The 16,614-nt window shown below is 75.3% G+C and carries 19 protein-coding genes and 1 tRNA gene; 11 read left to right on the top strand and 9 right to left on the bottom strand.

Translation table 11 applies throughout. From position 1 onward, the window contains the following. Positions 1-29 precede the first annotated feature (29 nt). The 3 genes from WIS52_RS27360 to WIS52_RS27350 form a co-directional block, all read right to left on the bottom strand. Positions 30-125, bottom strand: a tRNA-Sec gene (locus tag WIS52_RS27360). Positions 126-132: 7 nt separating this feature from the next. Then, positions 133-525 carry an STAS domain-containing protein gene (locus WIS52_RS27355; RefSeq protein WP_349301270.1) on the bottom strand — a complete coding sequence of 131 codons (393 nt, stop codon included), beginning with the start codon at positions 523-525 and terminating at the stop codon, positions 133-135. Between the two features lie 250 nt (positions 526-775). After that, a complete protein-coding gene (locus tag WIS52_RS27350) occupies positions 776-2,296 on the bottom strand; it encodes a glycosyltransferase family 2 protein (RefSeq protein ID WP_349301269.1) in 1,521 nt (506 codons plus the stop codon). Between the two features lie 463 nt (positions 2,297-2,759). Between WIS52_RS27350 and WIS52_RS27345 the strand changes: the two genes are divergently transcribed. Continuing rightward, complete coding sequence (locus tag WIS52_RS27345; protein ID WP_349301268.1) at positions 2,760-4,046, top strand: competence/damage-inducible protein A; 1,287 nt, start codon at positions 2,760-2,762, stop codon at positions 4,044-4,046. Here WIS52_RS27345 and WIS52_RS27340 read toward each other — a convergent pair. The 3 genes from WIS52_RS27340 to WIS52_RS27330 form a co-directional block, all read right to left on the bottom strand. Then, the gene (locus WIS52_RS27340; RefSeq protein ID WP_349301267.1) at positions 4,043-4,600 is read right to left on the bottom strand and encodes a DUF1697 domain-containing protein; all 558 of its coding nucleotides are present in this window, start codon (positions 4,598-4,600) and stop codon (positions 4,043-4,045) included. The genes WIS52_RS27345 and WIS52_RS27340 overlap by 4 nt on opposite strands. A gap of 30 nt (positions 4,601-4,630) precedes the next feature. Next, complete coding sequence (locus tag WIS52_RS27335) at positions 4,631-5,449, bottom strand: mycofactocin-coupled SDR family oxidoreductase (RefSeq protein WP_349301266.1); 819 nt, start codon at positions 5,447-5,449, stop codon at positions 4,631-4,633. Positions 5,450-5,519: 70 nt separating this feature from the next. Further along, a complete protein-coding gene (locus WIS52_RS27330; RefSeq protein ID WP_349301265.1) occupies positions 5,520-6,047 on the bottom strand; it encodes a hypothetical protein in 528 nt (175 codons plus the stop codon). A gap of 90 nt (positions 6,048-6,137) precedes the next feature. Here WIS52_RS27330 and WIS52_RS27325 point away from each other — a divergent pair, with 90 nt between their 5' ends. Together WIS52_RS27325 and WIS52_RS27320 are read left to right on the top strand one after the other, a co-directional pair. Further along, positions 6,138-7,028, top strand: a complete 891-nt coding sequence (locus WIS52_RS27325; protein ID WP_349301264.1) for a LysR family transcriptional regulator — start codon at positions 6,138-6,140, stop codon at positions 7,026-7,028. 226 nt (positions 7,029-7,254) lie between these two features. Further along, the gene (locus WIS52_RS27320; RefSeq protein ID WP_349301263.1) at positions 7,255-7,758 is read left to right on the top strand and encodes an SRPBCC family protein; all 504 of its coding nucleotides are present in this window, start codon (positions 7,255-7,257) and stop codon (positions 7,756-7,758) included. Positions 7,759-7,805: 47 nt separating this feature from the next. On the opposite strand, the gene sodN is transcribed toward WIS52_RS27320, so the two are convergent. Then, positions 7,806-8,213: a superoxide dismutase, Ni gene (gene sodN / locus WIS52_RS27315; RefSeq protein ID WP_349301262.1), complete on the bottom strand. Its 408-nt coding sequence runs from the start codon at positions 8,211-8,213 to the stop codon at positions 7,806-7,808. Between the two features lie 109 nt (positions 8,214-8,322). On the opposite strand from sodN, the gene WIS52_RS27310 reads away from it, so the two are divergent. Both WIS52_RS27310 and WIS52_RS27305 read left to right on the top strand, forming a co-directional pair. After that, complete coding sequence (locus WIS52_RS27310) at positions 8,323-8,640, top strand: S24/S26 family peptidase (protein WP_349301261.1); 318 nt, start codon at positions 8,323-8,325, stop codon at positions 8,638-8,640. A 109-nt stretch (positions 8,641-8,749) separates the two neighbouring features. Beyond that, positions 8,750-9,994: an FIST signal transduction protein gene (locus WIS52_RS27305; RefSeq protein WP_349301260.1), complete on the top strand. Its 1,245-nt coding sequence runs from the start codon at positions 8,750-8,752 to the stop codon at positions 9,992-9,994. 20 nt (positions 9,995-10,014) lie between these two features. Here the strand turns inward: WIS52_RS27305 and WIS52_RS27300 are convergent, their stop codons facing one another. Together WIS52_RS27300 and WIS52_RS27295 are read right to left on the bottom strand one after the other, a co-directional pair. Further along, the gene (locus tag WIS52_RS27300) at positions 10,015-11,145 is read right to left on the bottom strand and encodes an epoxide hydrolase family protein (protein ID WP_349301259.1); all 1,131 of its coding nucleotides are present in this window, start codon (positions 11,143-11,145) and stop codon (positions 10,015-10,017) included. A gap of 55 nt (positions 11,146-11,200) precedes the next feature. Next, a complete protein-coding gene (locus WIS52_RS27295) occupies positions 11,201-11,968 on the bottom strand; it encodes an IclR family transcriptional regulator (protein WP_349301258.1) in 768 nt (255 codons plus the stop codon). A gap of 69 nt (positions 11,969-12,037) precedes the next feature. Here WIS52_RS27295 and WIS52_RS27290 point away from each other — a divergent pair, with 69 nt between their 5' ends. From WIS52_RS27290 to WIS52_RS27265, 6 genes are all read left to right on the top strand, one after another. Beyond that, on the top strand, positions 12,038-13,285 hold the full coding sequence (locus WIS52_RS27290; RefSeq protein ID WP_349301257.1) for a 4-hydroxybenzoate 3-monooxygenase: 1,248 nt from the start codon (positions 12,038-12,040) through the stop codon (positions 13,283-13,285). A gap of 60 nt (positions 13,286-13,345) precedes the next feature. Further along, entirely contained in the window at positions 13,346-14,065 is a 720-nt protein-coding gene (gene pcaH / locus WIS52_RS27285; protein WP_349301256.1) for a protocatechuate 3,4-dioxygenase subunit beta, read from the top strand. Beyond that, positions 14,062-14,634 carry a protocatechuate 3,4-dioxygenase subunit alpha gene (pcaG, locus tag WIS52_RS27280; protein WP_349301255.1) on the top strand — a complete coding sequence of 191 codons (573 nt, stop codon included), beginning with the start codon at positions 14,062-14,064 and terminating at the stop codon, positions 14,632-14,634. The genes pcaH and pcaG overlap by 4 nt, the downstream gene beginning before the upstream one ends. A 273-nt stretch (positions 14,635-14,907) precedes the next feature. After that, entirely contained in the window at positions 14,908-15,465 is a 558-nt protein-coding gene (locus WIS52_RS27275) for a GtrA family protein (RefSeq protein WP_349301254.1), read from the top strand. Next, complete coding sequence (locus WIS52_RS27270; protein ID WP_349301253.1) at positions 15,435-16,355, top strand: alpha/beta fold hydrolase; 921 nt, start codon at positions 15,435-15,437, stop codon at positions 16,353-16,355. Before WIS52_RS27275 ends, WIS52_RS27270 begins: the two co-directional genes overlap by 31 nt. Positions 16,356-16,386: 31 nt before the next feature. Then, the gene (locus WIS52_RS27265; RefSeq protein ID WP_349301252.1) at positions 16,387-16,605 is read left to right on the top strand and encodes a hypothetical protein; all 219 of its coding nucleotides are present in this window, start codon (positions 16,387-16,389) and stop codon (positions 16,603-16,605) included. Positions 16,606-16,614 lie beyond the last annotated feature (9 nt).

The raw sequence follows: 16,614 nt of genomic DNA, 5'->3' as shown, positions 1-16,614 counted from the left end.
GCGGATCACCGTAGTAGCCCTGGCGGAGATGGCGGAGGCGGACGGGAATCGAACCCGCCTGGCCGGGATACCCGGCCACGTCGGTGTTGAAGACCGCGGGGGCCACCAGGCGCCCATACGCCTCCCCGGCCCTCACGCCGTCCGGAGTGCCTCCGGGACACCGTCGGCGACGTCGAACAGGGACATCAGGTTGGTCGCCTCCAGCGCGCGGGTCACGGCGTGCGATCCGCACACCAGCCGCAGCCGGCTGTCGGCCCCCTCCGCCTTCGCCTTGGCCTCGACCAGCGCGGCCAGGCCGGCCGACCCCAGGAACGTGACCCGGGTCAGGTCGACCACCAGCAAGGCCGCGGACGGGATCTTCTCGGCCAGTTGCTCGGACAGCACCGGCGCGGTCATCGTGTCGATCTCGCCGTGCACGTGGACGACGATCGCGCCGCCGGAGTGCTCGACCACCTCGAAGCGGACGACCTCGCCGACGTCGGGGCCCTGCTCGTCCCCCACCCCGGTGGGCGTCTCACTGCTCATGTTTCTCGTGCTCCCTCGACAGTCGTCGACAGCGGTGCGCGGCCCGGCTCTCACCTGGGTCTCACCGTGGATGACAACCGGCCGCCGTTGCTTGACGTGCCGCTCGTGTGGCCCCCCGCTCCCACCCTAGTCAGGGCGGGCGCCCACCCTACGACCGCGGTCGTAGGTCGCACAAACGTTCCGGGACGCCGCCTCGGCGTTCCGGCCGGGTACCCGGGCGGGACGGGACCGGGCGCGGCACCGGGGCCGCTCAGGTCCGGACGGCCGGGCCCCCGTGACCGGGCGCCGGGGCGTGCCCGGGGCCCGGCGCCGGAGCGCCGGGGTCGGTGGCCGCGGACCCGGTCGCGGGAACCGGGCGGACCGCCGTGAACGCTCCGGCCGACGACCCCGCGACGAGGGCCGGTGCGACCGGCACCGGCGGCGCGACGGGGTCCCGCCCGGGCTCCCGGCCGGCGGCCGGCCGGGACACCGGCGCCGTGGCGGACGGTGTCCCGAATGCGGCGGGGTTCTTCGGCGTGACCGCCTGCATCGGCTGGGTCACCAGCGGGGGCACCGCTCCGCCGGCCCGGCGGACCGCGCGGCGGGACTGCAGGTAGGCGCGCGGCCCGGTCAGCAGGCCGCGGGCGCGGGTCTGGTCGGCGTCGGCGGGCATCGCCTCACCGGCGCCGGCCTCACGGGCCGAGATGTGCCGCAGCCGTGCGACGGCGGCGGGCAGCCGGCGCAGCGCCGCGGTGCGGCCCTGCGGCGACAGGGCGACCTTGGCGAGGAAGCTGCCGAGCCCGACCGCGTAGCCCTCCATCTGGGCGCGCAGGGCGTGCGCGTCGGGACGGTGGTGGTGCCACAGGTAGGCGCCCGGCACGTAGCCCAGCACGTAGCTGTTGAGGATCATCCGGACGAGGAACTCGCAGTCCTCGCCGCCGTGGGTGGGGGTGCCCGGGCCCATCGCCTCGTCGAAGCCGCCGGCGGCGCGGGCCGCGGCGGCGCGCACGGCCAGATTCGCGCCGATGCCGAACAGGCCGGGCGCGAACGGGAAGATCGGCGAGTCCTCGGGCGGGTTGTCGAGGGTGAACCGGCGCGGGGCGAAGCCCTTGTTCCAGGCCAGCGCGACGTCCGCGGCGCGCTCCTCGGGGCTGCCCAGGCGGGCGGCCAGCACCGGGCCGGAGACGCAGGCCAGCTCGGGGTCGGCGGCGAAGGCGCCGGCGAGGCGGGAGGCCCAGGCGGGGTCGACCTCGGTGTCGTCGTCGGTGAACGCCACGATCTCGGTCCGGGCCTCGGCCAGCCCGCGGTTGCGCCCGACCGAGGCGCCGCGGCGGGGCTCGCGGACGTAGCGGACCCGGGGCGACCCGGCGGCCGCGACGGCGTCGCGGGTCAGCTCGTCGGTGGGGTCGTTGTCCACGACGATGACCGACAGCGCGGGGTGGTCGGAGGCGAGCACGGCGCGCAGGCAGCGGGCCAGCGACTCGGGACGGTTCCGCGTCGCGATCACGACGGTGACCGGGTCGGCGGCGACCGGGGCCGGCGTGACCTGCTCGGGCGGGCCGAGGGTCACGCAGGCGGCCTCGAGGTCGGCGGCGGTCGCACGACCGTTCCGCAACGGTACGGTGACCTGCCCCTGCGGCGTGCCGCCGACGGTGATCAGCAGCCGGGCGGCCCGGAACTCCGGGGCGACGCGCAGGTCACGCAGCGGTGCGAGTCTGTCGAGCTCGCCCACCCAGGTAGCGGCGTCGTCCGACGGTCCGGCGTGGCCGGTGGTCCCAGACATCCCTGACATGCCACACAGTGTCGGGCACCCGCGCTGAGACCACACTGAGAGCGTCCGTCTGCGCAGTCGTGACCACTCTGTGTCATCGGTGCGGCAGGGTTCACCGGTTCCGGTGTCGATCTGCCCGTCCGTCCAGGTCGGGCGCCGGTCGCGCGCCGCGCCGGGATCCGGGACACGACGGGGCATGATCGTCGGCGAGCGCGTCGCCCGCGACGAGCGGTCCGGAACCGGCGAGGACACGCCGTCGGCGAGCGCCTGTCGGCGTGTCCGGGTGGAGGTTGCCTCACGATCGGGTGATCCGTTCGATCGATCGGTGATGCCACACCGGACGACCTGCGGCGACGCCCGCGCGGTCGCGCACCGCCGGGTGACCCGGCCGCGCGGTTGGGCCGTTCGGGGACCGTTGCGGCCGATCGTGCGGGGCGCCCGCGGAGTGGCGGCGAGGGCCCCGGCGCGCGGGTAGGTTCGGGCCATGCCGACGCCCCCGACCCGCCCCACCGCGTCCGTCCTGGTGACCGGGAGCGAGCTGCTGACCGGGCTGCTCGCCGACGCCAACGGGCCGTTCCTGTCCCGGGCGCTGGGGGAGCTCGGCATCGAGGTGCGCCGGGTGGTACTGGTGGGGGACCGGCCCGAGGACCTGCGGGCCGAGCTCGACTCCGCGGCCGGCGACGACCTCGTCGTCACCAGTGGTGGACTCGGCCCGACCGCCGACGACCTGACCGCGGACGTCGTCGCCGCGTTCTGCGGGGCACCGATGGAGCTCGACGCGGGACTGCGGGACCGTATCCACGCCAAGGTCGCGGGCTGGGCGAGCCGGTCCGGGTTCGACGGGCCGGCGCTGGACGCGGCGACCGACAAGCAGGCCCGGGTGCCGCGCGGCGCGACCGTGCTCGAGCCGGTCGGGACCGCGCCGGGGCTGGCCGTGCGGCGCGACGGCGGCCCGCTCGTCGTCGTCCTGCCCGGGCCGCCGCGGGAGCTCGCCGGGATGTGGCCGGCCGCGCTGGCGGCCGCACCCGTCGCGGAGCTGCTCGCGCGCGCCCCGCGCACCGAGCCGCGGCTGCTGCGCTTCGCCGGGCTGCCCGAGTCGGAGATCGCGGCGACGCTGCGCGGTCTCGACCCGTCCGGGGTGGAGGTGACGACGTGCCTGCGCCGGTCCGAGCTGGAGGTCGACCTGCGCCCGCTGCCGGGCGCGGAGGACGCGGCCCGCGCGCTCGCCGACGCGATCGTCGAGAAGCACGCCCGGCAGCTGATCAGCGCGGACGGCACGAGCACCGACGAGCTGCTCGCCGACGCCCTGCGGGCCAAGGGGTGGACGGTCGCGACCGGCGAGTCCTGCACCGGCGGGCTGCTGGCCGGACGGCTGGTCGACCGGCCGGGGTCGTCGGCCTACGTCGCGGGCGGGGTGGTCGCCTACGCGAACGAGGCCAAGACCGCGCTGCTCGGCGTACCCGCGGAGGTGATCGCCGAGCACGGGTCGGTGTCGCCGGAGGTCGCCCGCGCGCTGGCCGACGGCGCCCGGGACCGGTTCGGCGCCGACGTCGGGGTCGGCATCACCGGCGTCGCCGGCCCGGACGGCGGGACCGAGGCGAAGCCGGTCGGCTACGTCTGCCTGTGTGTCAGCACCGCGGTCGGCGAGGTGATCGCCCGTGACGTGCAGCTGCCCGGAGGCCGGACCGACGTCCGCGAACGGTCGGTGGACGTCGCGATGCACCTTCTCCTGCGGGCGACCGGCGTCACCGGCGCCGGCGCGCACCGTTAGTCGTCGAGCATCTCCCGCAGCCGGCGCACGGTGGCCCAGTTGCGGGCCGTCCCGCCGCCGTCGGCCGCCGTCGTCCGCGTCGAGAGCCGGGCGCCGAGCTCGCTGCGCCCGATGCCGTCGGGCAGGTGCAGGTAGACCACCCGCCCGACGATCGCGGCGTCCTCCCGGCTGCCCCCGGCCCGTCCGGCCTCGACCGCGGCCGTGAGGGCGGCGCGCTCGGCGTCGGTCGGCGGGGCCGCCCGGAAGACCGCGTGCAGCTGCTTCGGCTCGGTCACCTGCGGGAACGGGTTCGCGGCGAGGACGGCGGCGTACTCGTCGCGCCCGAACACCACGACCGGACGCTCGAGCGCGAACTCCTCGCGCAGGACGCCGGCGACGGTCCCGGCGACGGCGCCGGGGTCGTCCGGGCTGGTCAGCACGACGTTCCCGGACTGGATGTAGGTGGCGACGCCGGTGAACCCGCGGGCGGTCAGCGCCGCGCGCAGCTCCGCCATCGGGACCTTCCCGGAACCGCCGACGTTGATCCCGCGCAGCAGCGCGACGTGGGTGGGCACGGCTGCCGATTCTGCTCTACCGGAGCGCGTTCACTGCAGCCCGTTCGCGAGGGTGAGGCAGTCCCCGGACCGCAGCCGGCCCTCGTCGGAGACGAGATAGCGCACCGCGTTCGCGACGTCGTCGGGCTCCAGCAGGCCGGGGCGGGGCCTGCCCTGGGCGAACACCTTCTCGACGTCGTCGCGCCCGGGGTTCTCCATGTCCGGCCGGATGACCCGGTACGTCGCCGGGTTGTGGATCATCGTCGTGTTCACCCCGGCGGGAAGCACGGCGTGCACCGTGATCCCGTGGTCGGCGACCTCGTGGGCCACCGACTTCACCAGCGCGACGACGCCCGCCTTGGCCGCGGCGTAGTGGCCCGAGTCGCGCGCACCGGTCTCGGCGACGATCGACGACGTCGCGACGATCCGCCCGGACCCGCGCTCGATCATGTGCGGGAGCACCGCCCGGAACGTGCAGAAGACACCGGTCAGGTTGACGTCGATCATGGTCCGCCAGGTGTCGTCGGACATCGTGGCGAGCGGGCCGCCGGTGGCGATCCCGGCGTTCGCGACGGCGATGTCGATCCGGCCCAGGGTCTCGACGGCGTGGTCGGCCACGGCCTGCATCGCCGCGGCGTCCCGCACGTCGGCGACGACGGCGAGGCAGCGACGGCCGAGTGCCTCCACCGCCTCGACGGTGCCGTCGAGGTCGTCGGGCGTGGCGGGCGGGTAGTCGACGCCGGGGACCGGGCCGGCGATGTCGCACACCACGACGTCGGCGCCGGCCCGGGCGAGGGTCAGCGCGTGCGCCCGGCCCTGCCCGCGTGCGCCGCCGGTGATCAGCGCGACCTGTCCCGCGAGCGTGTTCACCCGCCCCACCTCCCGTTGCCCGGTCCGTCCGTCCGTTCGTGAAAGGGCAGACCGGCCGGGCCGGGCGGGCTCATCGGTCGCCGGGGACCCCGCCGCGCCCACTCCACAGCGGCTCGACGGCGGCCCACTCGGCAGCCAGCGCGTGACGGTCCCGCTCAGCCTCGACGGTGGTCGTCCATACCCGGGCGCCGAGCAACGCGGCCGCCCCGAGGAGCAGGACCAGGCTCGCGGCGGACAGGCCCGCCGTCGTCGCCTCGATCGGGACGCGGACCGGCGCGCCGCCGCCGTCGGTCCAGATGGTGCGACTGTTCCCGGGGTCGGGGCGCCCGTCGAGCACCAGGGTTCCGACCTGCGGTTCCCCGGTCGGGCCCGTCCAGGTCGCCCGGACCGCGCTCCGGGGCGGCCCGGCGCTGCGCGCGGCCGGAGCCTCGACGACCTCGAGGACCGTGGCGACGGTGCGGTGCGCGTCCGGGAGCTGCTCCCGGACCGCCCGGGTACCCGCGACCTGCCCGACGGTCACCGCCAGCACGAGCAGGGCGACGACGAGTGCCGGCGTGGCGCGACGCAGGCGGGTCGCCGAGCTCTCTGGTGTGTCCATGTCGAGAAGTCTGGATCGGCGTCCCGTGCTTCTGAAGCCGATATTCGCGAAATCTGCCTTCGGTCGGTCCGAAGTGTCTACCCTGTCCCGGTGTCGTTCGACCTGCTCGATCTGCGGCTGCTCGTCGGTGTCGTCGACCGCGGGAGCATCACGGGTGGCGCGGAGCTCGTGCACCTCTCGCTGGCGTCGGCGAGCGGCCGGGTCGCCGCCATGGAGGCTGCGGCCGGGGTGCCGCTGTTCGACCGGCACCGGCGCGGCGTCACACCCACCCGGCAGGGGGAACGGCTGCTCGCACACGCCCGCGACGTCGTCGAACGGCACGAACGGCTGCGCCTCGAGCTCGCCGAGCTCGCCGGTGGGCACGCCGCGACGGTCACCGTCCTGGTCAACACGGCCGGCGTCTCGCTGGTGACCGGGCACGTGGTCGACTTCCTCGTCGAGCACGCGGGCATCGACGTCAACCTGGTGCAGCAGCCGAGCAGGCGGATCGTCGCCGACCTCGCCGCCGGCCGCGGTGACCTCGGCGTGCTGGCCGGCAGCGTCGACCTCGGGAGGCTGGAGCGGTACTCGCTGGGACCGGACCCGCTGGTGGTCGCGGTCCGGCCGGACCACCGGCTCGCCGGCCGCGGTGGCGTGGCGTTCGCCGAGGTGCTCGACGGCGACGTGCTCGTCGGGCACGTCGAGGGCAGCCCGCTGGAGGAGCTGCTCCGCTCGCACGCGGTCCCGCTGGGCAGCCATCCCCGGCACCGCGCGCGGTTCCCCGACGCCGGTTCGGTCCTGCGGGCGGTCGCCGCCGGGGTCGGGGTGGCGATCCTGCCCGCGCGCGAGGTCGGTGAGTCGCTGGTGGGGGTGCCGCTGGAGGACGGGTGGGCGCACCGGGACCTCGTCGTGGCCGTGCGGAACCGAGCGGAGGCCGGGACGCCGGTGGCGGATCTGGTGGACCGGATCCGCGGGACCCTGCCGGGCAGGATGCTCCCATGAGCTCCCGGCCGACGTTGCACCTCACGGTCGGCCTGCCGGGTGTGGGTAAGACGACTCACGGACGACGAGCTCGACGCGCGCTCGGCGCCCCCGCGCCGCCGGCGCCGTTCGGGAGCCGGCCCGCCCGGGCGTCCGACCGGTGGCCCACGCTCACGCGGCTGGATCTCCGAGCGCCGGAAGAGTATTAGTTGTCGCTGATATAAGACGAGTCCTGGAGCGCCCCGCCATGAAGTTCACCGTCTCGACCGAGATCGCCCTGCCGCGGGAGCGGGTGGTCCAGCTGCTCGCCGACCCCGCGCACCTGCCGAAGTGGCTGCGCGGTCTGGTCCTGCACGAACCGCTGAACGGAGCGCACGGAGAGGTCGGGACCACGTCGCGCGTCGTGCTGCGGACCGGGAAGCAGGAGATGGAGGCGACCGAGACCATCACACGCCGGGAACCGGCGGACCTGCACGGGATCCCGGGGGACGGCCTCGTGTACTACGAGCGGGAACTCGTCGCGACGGGCATGTGGAGCGCCGCGCGCGAGCGGCTGACCGAGGCCGGTCCGGGGGCGACGCTCTGGGTGAGCGAGAACGAGTACCGGTTCAGCAGCGCGCCGATGCGGCTGATGGCGCCGCTCATGCGCGGTGCCTTCCGCGCGCAGCAGCTGCAGCACATGCGGGACTTCACGGCCTTCGCCGAGCACGGGACGGACGTCCGCGACGCGGACGACGCGAAACGGCGCTGACCGTCGGGAGACGTTCCCGCTGGTCAGCGCCGCTTCGGGGCCTGTGATCAGGCAGCCTGCTTGGTCTCCCAGAAGATCTTGTCGATCTGGGCGATGTAGTCGAGCAGCTCCTGGCCGGTGGCCGGGTCGACCGACCCCTTGGTGCCGGAGGCGCCCGCGGCCTTGGTGGCCTTGTTGAACAGCTCGTGCAGCTCCGGGTACTTCTCGAAGTGCGGCGGCTTGAAGTAGTCGGTCCACAGCACCCACAGGTGGTGCTTGACCAGGTCCGACCGCTGCTCCTTGATCTCGATCGCGCGCGCCCGGAACTCGGGGTCGGAGTTGCCCTGGTACTTCTCCTGGACGGCCTTCACCGACTCGGCCTCGATCCGGGCCTGAGCCGGGTCGTACACGCCGCAGGGGAGGTCGCAGTGCGCGGTGGCCTCCAGCCGCGGGCGGAGAATGCGGGACAGCCGCATGGGGGTCCTCCCTGGTGGGTGATCGTTCTGGCAGCGCCGACCCTACTCTCGTGGCCGGACCGCAGCAGGCCGGGCGCAGCGGCGAGATCCACTCTGGAGGGAGGCGATCGTGCGCTGGCGCAGGGTGACCGTGCGGGGGCCCTCGATGTCGCCTGCGCTGGCGGACGGCGACGTCGTGCTGGTGCGGTTCGGCGCCAGGCCGCGACCCGGTGACGTCGTGCTCGTGACCTGGGACACCCGTCCCGGTCAGCTGTCGGTCAAGCGCGCCGAGCACCCGGACGGCGACGGGTGGCACGTCCGCGGGGACAACCCCTACGGCTCCACCGACTCCGCGGCCCTCGGCCCGGCCCGGGTCCACGCCGTCGCCCGCCTGCGGCTGTGGCCGCGCCCCGGCCGCATCCCCGCGCCCCGCCCGCGCGACCCCTGAGCCTCCCGCCCCGGCGCGACCGTGGCGGGCTGCGGCGCGACCCCGGCCCGCGTAGCGTCGTCGGCCCTGGCCGCACCTCGCAGCCCGCGCCGGGGACGAGGAGGCGGCGATGCCGACCGGGGACAGGCGCGTCGGCGACGGGCTCGCCGTCGGACCGGACCTCACCGGCGCGGCAGAGGTCGCGACCGCCCAGGCCCTGGCCGCACTCGGCGGCAGCACCCCCGACCTGCTCGTGTTCTTCGTGTGCCCCGGAGGCCCGGATCGGACACCCGGCACCGAGGTCGAGGCGGCGGGTCTGCGCGTCATGGAGCTCGCCGGCGCGGCGACCGCGATCGGCGCGACCGCGCACGGTGTGATGGCCGACGCCCGCGGCGTCGAGGCCGAGCCCGCGGTCGCGGTCTGGGCCGCTGCCCTCCCCGGCACGACGGTCACCGCGCTGGTCCCGTCCGCCGAGCGCCGCCCGGGTGTCGGGCCGAACGGGGAGGACGCGATCACCGTGCGCGGCCTGCGCCCGCCCGGTGAGGGCGACCGGGCTGCGGTCCTCGTCGCCGACCCCTACGCGTTCCCGGTCGGCGGCGTCCTGGAGCGGGTGAACGCGACGAACCCGGGTTTCCCCGTCATCGGCGGGCTCGCCAGCGCCCCGGGCGGCCCGGGGGCGAACCGGCTGTTCGTCGACGGCCGGGTGCACACCGGCGGCGCGGTCGGCGCGCTGCTCGGCGGCGACCCGGCCCCGCGGCTGGTGGTCAGCCAGGGCTGCCGCCCGATCGGCCCGGCGATGGCGGTCACCGGCGCCGAGCAGAACCGCCTGCTCGGCCTCGCCGGCCGTCCCGCGGCGGAACGGCTCCGCGAGATCATCGCCGCGCTCCCGCCCGGCGAGGCGGAGCAGGCGCTGCGCGGGCTGCACCTCGGCGTCGCCGTCGACGAGTACGCCGAGACCCACGAGCGCGGCGACTTCCTCGTGCGCGCGGTGCTCGCGGTCGACCCGGCGGACGGGTCGGTGGTGGCGGGCGACGTCGTCCCGGTCGGCACGACGGTCCGGTTCCAGGTCCGTGACGCGGCCGGCGCCGCGCAGAACCTGCACGAACTGCTCGGCCCGCTGCGTCGCTCGGGCCCGGCGGAGGGTGCGCTGCTGTTCTCCTGCAACGGCCGCGGCGCCGGGATGTTCGGCGACGCCGACCACGACGTCCGCGCGGTGCGCGCCGGCCTCGACCCGGACGGCGCCGCCGCGCCGCCGGCCGCGCACGGCGGACGGCGCGGCCCGCGGGTCGCCGGGTTCTTCGCCGCCGGCGAGATCGGCCCGGTCGGCGGTCGCAACCACCTGCACGGCTTCACCGCCTCGGTGCTGGTGGTCTGAGGCGGGACCCGCACGGGGAGTCAGCGCAGCGGGCGGAAGAACTCCCGCAGCTCGTCCACGTAGATGTCCGGCTGCTCCAGCGAGGCGAAGTGGCCACCGACGTCGAACCGGCTGAACCGGCGCAGGTCGGTGTAGCGCCGTTCCAGCCACACCCGCGGGAGCTTGAGCATCTCCTGCGGGAACTGCGCGACCCCGGTCGGCACGGGGACCTCGTCGCTGCGCCGCCGCCGTCCGAAGCTCTCCCAGTACAACCGCGCCGACGATGCCCCCGCTCCACCCAGCCAGTACTGCATCACGTTGTCCAGCAGACGGTCCCGGCTGATCACGTTCTCCGGGGACCCGGCGCAGTCGGTCCAGTCCCAGAACTTCTCGACGATCCAGGTGCACTGTCCGGCGGGGGAGTCGGCCAGGCCGTACCCGATCGTCTGGGGCCGGGTGGACTGCTCGGCCGAGTACCCGCCGCCGTACCGGTCGAACTCCTTGGCGAACCGGATGTCGGCCTTCTCCTGCGCGGTCAGCGGCGGGTCGTCCTCCGGGCGCGGGGCCGTCGGCATCGTCAGGTGGATCCCGACGAGCATCTCCGGCGCCGCGGTCCCCAGCGCCGAGGTGATGACCGAACCCCAGTCGCCGCCCGCGGCCGCGAACCGCTCGTAGCCGAGCCGGTCCATCAGCTGGGCCCACGCGACGGCGATCCGCTCGATCCCCCAGCCGGGGACGGTGGGCGTGCCGGAGAACCCGTAGCCGGGCAGCGTCGGGACGACGACGTGGAACGCGTCGGCCCCCTCCGGCGGGTCGGTCAGCGCGGGCAGGACGTCCAGGAACTCCACGAGCGAGCCCGGCCAGCCGTGCGTGAGCAGCAGCGGCGTCGCGCCGGGGTGACGCGAGCGGGCGTGCAGGACGTGCACCTCGACGGCGTCGTCGCCCCCGCCGTCCAGGCCGGTGCGGAACTGCGGCCAGGCGTTGATCTCGGCCTCGGCCCGGCGCCAGTCGTAGCGGGTCCGCCAGTACTCACAGAGGTCGCGGGCGTAGTCCAGCGGCACGCCCTGGTCCCACCCGTCGACGGTCGCGGGGGACGGCCAGCGGGTCCGGGCGAGCCGGTCCCGGAGGTCGTCGAGCTCGGCGTCGGGGATCTCGATCCGGAAGTCGCGCACGCCGCCCACCGTTCCACCCGTGAGTGCTTTCCGGGGCCCTGGCCCCGGAAAGCACTCACGGGCGCGCAGCGCCCAGCGCCCGGCTGATCCCGCGGGCCGCCGCCCGGACCGCGGGCACCCAGGTGTGCGGGTTCGTGCCGTCCGCGGGCACCACCACCGACAGGGCCGCGACGACCGGGCCGTCGCCGGACCGGACCGGTGCCGCGACCGACAGCGACACCGGCTCGACCTGCCGGTCGGAGATCACGAAGCCGCCCGCCCGGGCCTGCGCGAGCAGCGCGCGGACGTCGTCCGGGTCGCAGACGGTGTGCGGGGTGAACCGGCGCAGCGGCCGGGCCAGCACCCGCTCGGCGTCGGCCGGGTCGGCGTGCGCGAGCAGCACCAGCCCGACCCCGGTGGCGCACGCCGGCATCCGCGACCCGGGCCGGGTGACGATGGACACGGCGTCGCGTGTGGACAGCCGCTCGACGTAGACGACCTCGCCCGGGTCGGCCGAGTCCAGCACCGCGAGCTGCACGTTGTGCCGGGTGACCTCGTGCAGGTCCTCCAGGAACGGCATCGCGGCCTCGCGCAGGCCGGTGCTGGCCGGTGCCAGGTGCGCGATCTCCCACAGGCGCAGGCCGATCGTGTACCGGCCGTCGTCGCCGCGGTCCAGCGCGCCGCCGGCGGTGAGCTCGCCGACCAGCCGGTGCACGGTCGTCAGCGGCAGGTCGGTCCGGCGGGCGATGTCGGACAGGCTCAGCGCCGGGGTGCGTGCGGTGAAGGCACCGAGCACGTCGAGCACCCGGGCGGTCACCCCGGAGCGGGCCGGACGCGTCGACATGAGCGGGCATTCTTCCGCAGAGCGGAAGGCTGGTCGAGGGGGTGGCCGAGGGTCGGGGACAGTACGGCCATGACGCGAGGGAGCGGGGTGACCGAGCACCGGACCCGGGTGGGGATCGTCGGCGCGGGGCCGGCCGGGCTCGTCCTGGCGCGGTTGCTCGCGCTGGCCGGGATCGACAGCGTGGTGCTGGAGGCGCGGTCACGCGCCTACATCGAGGCCCGGGTCCGGGCCGGGGTGCTCGAGGCGCCGACCGTCGAGCTGCTGCGCGAGGCCGGCGTCGCGGGGCGGCTGGACCGTGAGGGCATGCCGCACCACGGGATCGCGCTGCGGTTCTCCGACGAGCCCGGCGGCCCGGCCGCCGACCACCGCATCGACTTCGGCGAGCTGGTCGGGTCCGGCATCACCGTCTACGGCCAGCAGGAGGTCGTGAAGGACCTGCTCGCCGACCGGGTCGACGACGCCGGTCTGCCGGTGGAGTTCGACGTCTCCGGTGTCGCGCTGCACGACCTCAACTCGGAGACCCCGTCGATCACCTGGACCGCCGCCGACGGCACCGAGCACCGGCTGCGCTGCGACGTCGTCGCCGGCTGCGACGGGTTCCACGGGATCTCGCGCACCGCCTACGACCAGGAGATCGCCGAGCGGGTGTACCCGTTCGGCTGGCTGGGCGTGCTGGCCCGCGCCGCCCCGACCACCGACGAGCTCGTCTACGCCCACCACGACCGCGGCTTCGCGCTCTACTCGATGCGCAACCCCGAGGTCACCCGGCTCTACCTGCAGGTCCCGGCGGACGCGCGGGATCCGGACTCCGACGTGGCGGCCTGGTCGGACCGGCGGATCTGGGACGAGCTGCAGACCCGGCTGGCCTGTGACGGCTTCACCCTCAACGAGGGCGAGTTCCTGGAGAAGCCGGGCGTGACGCCGATGCGGAGCATGGTCGCGTCCCCGATGCGGCACGGCCGGCTGTTCCTGGCCGGCGACGCCGCGCACATCGTCCCGCCCACCGGCGCCAAGGGGATGAACCTGGCGATCGCCGACGTCCGGGTGCTGGCCGAGGCGATCACCGACCACTACCGCACGGGCTCGGGAACCGGGTTCGACGCGTACTCGGCCACCTGCCTGCGCCGGGTCTGGCGGGCCGAGCACTTCTCCTGGTTCATGACCTCGATGCTGCACCGCTTCGGCCCGGACACCGAGGCCGGCGACGCGTTCGGCACCGGGCTGCAGCGCTCCCAGCTGCGCTACACCGTCACCTCCCGCGCGGCCGCGACGAGCCTGGCCGAGAACTACGTCGGCCTGCCGCACGGCAGTTGTTGAGAGCAGCTCGCGGAACGAATCTCAGCGCTGACAACCCACCACGAGGAAGGACCGCCGCCGATGACGCCGCCCCTGCTCCGCCCGCCCGGCTACGCGCCGGTGCCCGAGGGCACCCACCCCCCGATGCTCTCGCCCGGCTACAAGAGCACCGGGCTGCGGGCGCCGCAGCAGCAGCCGGTGATCCTGCGCCACCGGCTCACCGAGGTCACCGGGCCGCTGCTCACCGGCCCGATCGAGCCCGGCGACGACGACCTGACCCGCGGCGGGACCGGCGAGGCCCAGGGCCAGCGGATCGTGGTCTTCGGCCGCGTCCTGGACTCCGACGGCCGGCCCGTGCCGGACACCCTGGTCGAGGTCTGGCAGGCGAACGCGGCCGGGCGCTACGCGCACCGCTGGGACACCTGGCCCGCGCCGCTGGACCCGAACTTCTCCGGCGGCGGCCGGGTGCTCACCGACTCGCTCGGCAACTACACCTTCACGACGATCAAGCCCGGCGCCTACCCGTGGGGCAACCACCACAACGCGTGGCGGCCGGCGCACATCCACTTCTCGCTGTTCGGCCAGGCCTTCACCCAGCGCCTGGTGACCCAGATGTACTTCCCGGACGACCCGCTGTTCGCCCAGGACCCGATCTACAACTCGGTGCCCGAGGGCGCCCGGCGCCGCATGGTGTCCACCTTCGACCTGGACGCGACGCGGCCGGAGTGGGCCCTGGCCTTCCGGTTCGACATCGTGCTGCGCGGCCGGGAGCAGACCCCGTTCGAGGAGCCGCACGCATGACCCACCCGTTGACGCCGTCGCAGACCGTCGGCCCCTACCTGTCCCTCGGGCTGCCCTGGCCGGACGGCCCCGACGTCGTGCCGGAGGGCACCCCGGGCGCGGTCACGATCGGCGGCACCGTCTACGACGGGAACGGGTCCGTCGTGCCGGACGCGATGATCGAGACCTGGCAGGCCGACCCGGACGGCCGCTTCGACCACCCGGACGACCCGCGCGGCGCGCAGGAGCCGGCCGTCGAGGGCTTCCGCGCGTTCGGTCGCGCCCCCACCGGCGACGACGGCCGGTGGAGCGTCCGGACCGTCCTGCCCGGAGCCCTGCCCGGCCTCGGCGACGAGCCGGGTCAGGCCCCGCACATCGACGTCTCGGTCTTCGCCCGCGGGCTGCTCGACCGCCTGGTGACCCGGATCTACTTCCCCGAGTTCGCCGAGGCCAACGCCACCGACCCGCTGCTCGCCGACGTCCCGGTGGACCGGCGGGACACCCTCGTCGCGACCCCGGACGGCGAGGGCCGCTACCGGTTCGACATCCGGCTGCGCGGCGACGGCGAGACGGTCTTCCTGCAGATCTGACTCCGCCCCCTCCGCGGGTCCCGCACCCCGTCGCGGCGGTTCTCGCACCCCGGCGCCGTTCCCGCACCGACGACAGCCGGTGCGCCGACGCATCCCGGGGTGCGAGCCCCGCGACGGGGTGCGAGAACTGGCGCCGGTCCCCGGGCGGCGACCAGGGGCGTTGGTGACTCCGGGACGTCGGCGACCCGAGACGTCACTGTGACGCGCCGGACGGTTCCGCGTGCGGCCCGCGGGTACCCCTGGGAAGATCCAGGGTGGACGGCGGGAGGTCCGGTGAACGCAACAACTTCCGGCGCGGGCGAGCGGCCGGCGCCGGACGCCGTCGTCGGCACGCACACCGGCGTCCGCACCCGCATGAGCGCCGCCCTCCGGCACCCGCTGGTCGACCAGCTGGGGCGCTACGCCGCCGTCGGGGGAGTGGCGACCGGGCTGAACGCGGCGCTGTTCCTGCTGTTCCGGCCGTGGCTGGCGGCCGTCCCGGCGAACCTGCTCGCGCTGATCCTCACCACCGCCCTGAGCACCGAGCTGAGCCGGCGGTTCGCCTTCGGCGGCGCCCCGGCCCACCGGCTCCGGGAGTGGGTCCAGGACATCGGCACCGTCGCGTTCTACGCCTGCTACACCTCGGCCGTGCTGCTGGCACTGCAGTGGGTGGCGACGCCCAGCCCGCGGGAGGAGGCGGCGGCGCTGGTCGTCGCGAGCCTCGCCGGCGGGTTGCTGCGCTTCGCCGTGCTGCGGTTCTGGGTGTTCGACCTCCGGGCCCGCGCGGTGGACGACACGACGTCCCCGGGAGGCGACGAGCCGTGTACGACGACTTCACGCCCTTCGATCTGACCGTCGGCCCGGCCGACGGCGGGCACCCGACCGACCGGGTGCGGATCCACGGTGTGCACGGCGGCGAGGGCCCGCCGGTCCTGCTCCTGCACGGCTTCCCGCAGACCCACGCGATGTGGGCGCCGGTCGCCGAGGACCTGGCCCGCGACCACACGGTCGTCGTCACCGACCTGCGCGGCTACGGCGCGTCCGGCCGGCCCGAGCCGCGCGACGACCACGCCGGCTACTCGTTCCGCGCGATGGCCGCCGACCAGGTCGAGGTGATGGAGCGGCTGGGCTACGACCGGTTCGCGGTGCTCGGTCACGACCGCGGGGCACGGGTCACCCACCGGATGCTGCTCGACCACCCCGCCCGGGTCGAGCGGGCGGCGCTGCTCGACATCCTGCCCACCGGCTACGTCTACGACCACACCGACCGGCGGTTGGCGACGGCGTACTACCACTGGTTCCTGTTCATCCAGCCCGCCGACCTCCCGGAGCGGCTGCTCTCCGGGGACCCCATCGGGTACCTGCACACCGCGCTCGGCGGCTGGGGATCGGGCCTCGACGCGCACCCGGTCGAGGCGGTCGCGGACTACGAGCGCGCGTTCGCCGACCCGGCCGCGCGGCACGCGATGATGGAGGACTACCGGGCGGGGGCCTCGATCGACCTGGAGCACGACGCGGCGTCCGCCGCCGGGGGGATCCGGATCTCCGCGCCCACCCTGGTGCTGTGGGGCGAGCAGGGCGTCGTCGGCGGCAACGCCGAGAGCCCGCTGGAGGTGTGGCGCCGGGAGGCCGCCGACCCCGGGCTGGTCGAGGGCGAACCGGTCGCCGGCGCCGGGCACTTCCTGGTCGACGAGCAGCCCGCGGTGACGACCGCATCACTGCGGCGGTTCCTGAACAGGTGAACGGAGCCGTTGCGGGGCAGAATCTGCACACATGCGACGTTCCTCCCTGATCCGGGCGCTGCTCGGTGCCCTCGCCGCCGGAGCCCTCGTCCTCACCACCGCCGCATCCTGCGGGGGTGACGCCGCCCCCGCGCCCCAGCCGGCCCCGCAGGAACAGCCCGCCGGCGACGACGACCGCGACGACGACGGGGACGACCAGGACGACCGGGGTGACGACGACCGGGACGACGACGACCGCGACGACGGCTGAGCCCACCCG

It is taken from the genome of Pseudonocardia nematodicida (genome assembly GCF_040105385.1).
Classification (GTDB): domain Bacteria; phylum Actinomycetota; class Actinomycetes; order Mycobacteriales; family Pseudonocardiaceae; genus Pseudonocardia; species Pseudonocardia nematodicida.
This window is presented reverse-complemented; position numbering and strand designations above follow the sequence as displayed.

What these genes read in the sequence shown, in the direction of transcription:
- WIS52_RS27355 (WP_349301270.1), bottom strand. Translation starts at nt 525, where the DNA reads ATGAGCAGTGAGACGCCCACCGGGGTGGGGGACGAGCAGGGCCCCGAC.
- WIS52_RS27350 (WP_349301269.1), bottom strand. Translation starts at nt 2,296, where the DNA reads ATGTCAGGGATGTCTGGGACCACCGGCCACGCCGGACCGTCGGACGAC.
- WIS52_RS27345 (WP_349301268.1), top strand. Translation starts at nt 2,760, where the DNA reads ATGCCGACGCCCCCGACCCGCCCCACCGCGTCCGTCCTGGTGACCGGG.
- WIS52_RS27330 (WP_349301265.1), bottom strand. Translation starts at nt 6,047, where the DNA reads ATGGACACACCAGAGAGCTCGGCGACCCGCCTGCGTCGCGCCACGCCG.
- WIS52_RS27320 (WP_349301263.1), top strand. Translation starts at nt 7,255, where the DNA reads ATGAAGTTCACCGTCTCGACCGAGATCGCCCTGCCGCGGGAGCGGGTG.
- sodN (WP_349301262.1), bottom strand. Translation starts at nt 8,213, where the DNA reads ATGCGGCTGTCCCGCATTCTCCGCCCGCGGCTGGAGGCCACCGCGCAC.
- WIS52_RS27305 (WP_349301260.1), top strand. Translation starts at nt 8,750, where the DNA reads ATGCCGACCGGGGACAGGCGCGTCGGCGACGGGCTCGCCGTCGGACCG.
- WIS52_RS27295 (WP_349301258.1), bottom strand. Translation starts at nt 11,968, where the DNA reads ATGTCGACGCGTCCGGCCCGCTCCGGGGTGACCGCCCGGGTGCTCGAC.
- WIS52_RS27290 (WP_349301257.1), top strand. Translation starts at nt 12,038, where the DNA reads ATGACGCGAGGGAGCGGGGTGACCGAGCACCGGACCCGGGTGGGGATC.
- pcaH (WP_349301256.1), top strand. Translation starts at nt 13,346, where the DNA reads ATGACGCCGCCCCTGCTCCGCCCGCCCGGCTACGCGCCGGTGCCCGAG.
- pcaG (WP_349301255.1), top strand. Translation starts at nt 14,062, where the DNA reads ATGACCCACCCGTTGACGCCGTCGCAGACCGTCGGCCCCTACCTGTCC.
- WIS52_RS27265 (WP_349301252.1), top strand. Translation starts at nt 16,387, where the DNA reads ATGCGACGTTCCTCCCTGATCCGGGCGCTGCTCGGTGCCCTCGCCGCC.